General features: G+C 41.2%; 4 protein-coding genes. 2 read left to right on the forward strand and 2 right to left on the reverse strand.

Annotated elements, in window-relative coordinates:
- Positions 1–161 precede the first annotated feature (161 nt).
- On the reverse strand, positions 162–695 hold the full coding sequence (locus ACFIKE_RS03965; RefSeq protein WP_375648451.1) for a hypothetical protein: 534 nt from the start codon (positions 693–695) through the stop codon (positions 162–164).
- Between the two features lie 447 nt (positions 696–1,142).
- Positions 1,143–1,415, reverse strand: a complete 273-nt coding sequence (locus ACFIKE_RS03970; protein WP_375648452.1) for a hypothetical protein — start codon at positions 1,413–1,415, stop codon at positions 1,143–1,145.
- Positions 1,416–1,803: 388 nt separating this feature from the next.
- Between ACFIKE_RS03970 and ACFIKE_RS03975 the strand changes: the two genes are divergently transcribed.
- Both ACFIKE_RS03975 and ACFIKE_RS03980 read left to right on the forward strand, forming a co-directional pair.
- On the forward strand, positions 1,804–2,367 hold the full coding sequence (locus ACFIKE_RS03975; protein ID WP_375626426.1) for an NADPH-dependent FMN reductase: 564 nt from the start codon (positions 1,804–1,806) through the stop codon (positions 2,365–2,367).
- A gap of 18 nt (positions 2,368–2,385) precedes the next feature.
- Positions 2,386–2,901 carry a short-chain dehydrogenase gene (locus ACFIKE_RS03980; protein ID WP_375625331.1) on the forward strand — a complete coding sequence of 172 codons (516 nt, stop codon included), beginning with the start codon at positions 2,386–2,388 and terminating at the stop codon, positions 2,899–2,901.
- Positions 2,902–3,897 lie beyond the last annotated feature (996 nt).

A 3,897-nucleotide genomic window follows, 5' to 3' on the forward strand; every position in this document is an offset into this window, starting at 1 on the left:
CAAATGATGAAGAGCAGCCTCCTCCTCATTACAAAAGAAAATAGACTCTCTTCTTTGCCTGATGATTTTCCAACCATTCAGCCCCTCTTCTCTATGTCACGAGCTTCCAAACATTGCCTCTTCCCCCTCACGATAGCTACAACAGCGCCTTGTCACTCTCTTTATCTTACGCGTTTTAATGCCCGTCTCACTTTACGATACGTTCTCACCTGCTTGAAAACAAAATAGTAAAATTCTAAAATGAGCATGACAACACCCGCAGGAAAAAAGACGTCTAGCAGAAATATCAACCAAAAGTATACGATAAAAAAACAGCTTATTTTTTCTCTATCCTTTTTTACTGGATTATTTTGTTGATCGGTTGTGTGACCCCGTTGCTGGATAACCTCTTCTAACTGCTGAATCTTTTTTTTCAACAAATACGTTAAGATGAGATAAAGCACCAATAAAACAGGCATCAAGGCAACAACACACACCATGATGACTTCACGCAGCACAAAGAGCGCCAAAAGAGTGCTATCCTGCGATACACTCAACGACCACTTGGATTCTAATGGGATCAAAAGAGCTTTATGACCTATCCCAATAAGGATAGAAATAAGACAAATGATAATATGATCTTTATAAGAACGAGATGATTTTCCAAAAAGAACAGAGCACAGTTTGTTATAAAATGTGGAATTTTCCCCCTTCATTTGCTCTTCCTTTTTATACAACTGTTTGTCCTTGGCTTTTATAAGGACACAAACAATCTCTCAAGTAAAATTCCGTCCATTATCGTCAGACAGAATACCCCAGAGAACACTCGTATTGTATATTTATATTGCCAATACTTTTGCCAATACACGTGCTTGTTTTAAAGAAGCACCTCTCAACACTTCTAAACCAACGCGCGTACACCCCATTTCATGAACAGCACCCATGAAGGGGATAACAATAGCGCCCTCATGAATATATCCCCCTTACTATAAACTCTATCACCCCTATTGTTTCAATAAAAAGTATAACCCAGCACCATTCACATGCGCCGCCCACCGCATCTACGATACCCATACCCTCCCCTTGCGACAAGCCATACTCGTTCCTCTACGAGATTACCCATTTACCCTAGGCGCGCGCTCTCCTACAACAAAACCTGCCCCTTACAACAAGCCATACCCACCACCCCTTCTACGACAAGCCATACCGCGCGCCCTACAAACAGCCATACCCGCCCGCACCCTACAAACAGCCATACCGCGCGCCCTACAACAGCCATATCTAGCTTCGACAACAGCCCTTATCTCTTGAAAAGATAGAAGCATTTTTATTCTTTTATCAATTGTTTTCCGCCCCCCCCTGTTTTCCGCCCCCCCATTTAAGACATGAAAAAAGTCACTTCCATTGATGCGCAAATGATCGCGCAATAAGAGCATTTGAAATGAGAAAATCTTACAACTCTCTTATTCCAATTAAAAAGGATCAATGATCATTATAAATCAAAATATGACGATATCTTCCATTTTTCATTAGGGATCTTGCAAGCCAATAGCTCAGAATATATTCATAAAAACGCTTCTAACACAGTGAGACAGCCACTATTTTTGAGATCACGCGTTTTAATATTAATGAAAGCACTAACATTCTCTTCAAGTTTGAGGTGTTGTTTTGTCAACAATCTTGTTAGCATGGATTGATTCTATAACTATGCGGTATCATCACAATTGCTCTCTATGGACAGCATAATGATCGCTTCATTTTACTCACAATTCTTTATAAGCCTTGCGTTATAGGCTTGTCTGGAAAAGATAAAGGAAAATCCTATTGAATATAGCAATTATTTTGGGGTCTGTGCGTCAACCTTCATTAACACGAACTTTAGCCAGTTATTTAGCAGATTGCCTCATGAAGCGGGGTGCATCACTTCATTGGGTTGATTTGCGTGAACAACCGTTGCCGATAACAGATCCAGATTATCATCAGCAGGTAGAGGCTAATCCAAGTGCTGCGGTTCGTGAGTTTGTAAAAACCATTGCAGCGGCTGATGGCGTTATTCTAGCAAGCCCCGTTTATCAAGGGTCTTATTCGGGTGTTTTAAAAAATGCTCTTGATAATTTGAGCTATAATGCCTTTTTAAATAAACCTGTTGGGCTTATCTCTCATGGAAGTACCGCCAAAAAATGCGCACAACCGTGTGAACATTTATTGCCGTTGGTGCGCACGCTTTATGGTTATGCACTCCAATGTCAAATCGCCTCTTCCCCCGAAGATTTTTCCTCAGATGATGACGGTCGTACTTGGAAAGTTATCAGTGAAGAGATACAAACACGTTGTGAAAGGCTTGCTGATGAAATGTGTACATTTTTAAAGCACCGTGGTGTGATTTAAAGCAATAAGGGAGGGGACTTGAAAAAAAAGGATGCGCACTATCGTTATCTAGTGGTAGGGGGCACAGGGATGCTTGCGCCTTTGTGTCAGTCACTTGAGCCGCAAGAAGTGATTATTGCTGCACGCTTTCTTTCCCATAAAGTCCAGCTTGAGGCATTGCAAAAACAGCATATGTGTGTGCCATTGAATTATGATTGTGCGGCATCAAAGGCGCAATTTTTAGAAGCTGTGAAGCAATGGCATGATCTAAAATATTGCATATTATGGATTCATTCGTCCGCCCATGCATTTTCTTGCGCATTAATTGAGCAGTTAGCTCTTTTGCCTAAACCGCCATGTATTCTTCATATTTTTGGTTCCAACACGCATGATCAAATGGTCCTCGAATGCGCGCGCAAAAACAAGGTTGATTTTATCCCCATTCAATTAGGACAAAAAACAACCCCAAAAGGTTCACGATGGCTGACTCATCAGGAGATAAGCCAACAGGTACTGGATGCCATAAAAAACCATATGAATAAACAAAACTTATGATCAGTACCTATGCTTTTCAAAGAAGCCATGCCCTTCAATCTCTATCCATACCCGAACACCCTCTTGAATAGCCCATACTCTTTACATCATAGGCTTTGCGAACGAACAATCCCCCTCCCTTACGCCTCTCAAACAGTATCCTTATATCAAAAGCCCCAAAACCAAACGTTTTTTACCCCTGGGCTTATCCCCCTCTGACGGTTTATAAAATTCACACGGACTTATTCTCTTCTCACGCGACTTAGACAGCATAATCTTATGGGGCGTCATAGTATAAAGCTTAAAACAGCAAATTGTGTTTAGAATTTTTTGTCTATTTTAAAACTGACCTTTCTCCCGACACCTCAAAGAACGACAGTTTCTACGGAACAATGGTTTCTACGCAACGTAAGGTTCCCACGAAAATCTTCTCTTTCAGCAGTCCAAATTTTAGCGGGTTTGCTTCCCTCTCATAGTCGTCCCGTCATGACTTATACTCGACAAGCTTTTTTAAAGAAATTTCAATGCGCTCCTAAAAAAAACACTTCAACGTACTTCGCACCCTCTTTATCCCAAGCACCCCAAAACCCTCACGGCTCTTCACCAACCACACATCTGCGCCTTTACAGTTCCACGTTTTTACGATTTTGCAAATTCACAGAAAACAAGCAAACTGCCGATAAACAGCCCCATTGAAACCTATCACCAGCCTATCACAAATCTATCACTGACCTATCACCAGCCTATTACTTGCCACCAGCCCTTTTCAAAAAGGAGAGCAGCGTAAAATGAGAAAAAAAATCTATGCCTTCATCTCAAGCCGTGAAGCAATGGCATGATCTAAAACTCACATCTCCCCCCATGACATGAGGGCTACACACGCTTTTTCAGCGCTGCATTTAATTGCCGCGTAACCTTGTAATACGATATCAAACGCTTTATAAAAGAAATATACAGTGCCACAATGGGTATTGTTAAGAACAAATCAAAAATACCCCCCAGCAGAATGATCAAAAT

The organism is Bartonella sp. MU70NMGDW (assembly GCF_042194085.1).
GTDB classification, from domain to species: domain Bacteria; phylum Pseudomonadota; class Alphaproteobacteria; order Rhizobiales; family Rhizobiaceae; genus Bartonella; species Bartonella grahamii.

Coding starts and splice junctions, on each gene's coding strand:
- ACFIKE_RS03970 (WP_375648452.1), bottom strand. CDS start 1,415: ATGCTCTTATTGCGCGATCATTTGCGCATCAATGGAAGTGACTTTTTT.
- ACFIKE_RS03965 (WP_375648451.1), bottom strand. CDS start 695: ATGAAGGGGGAAAATTCCACATTTTATAACAAACTGTGCTCTGTTCTT.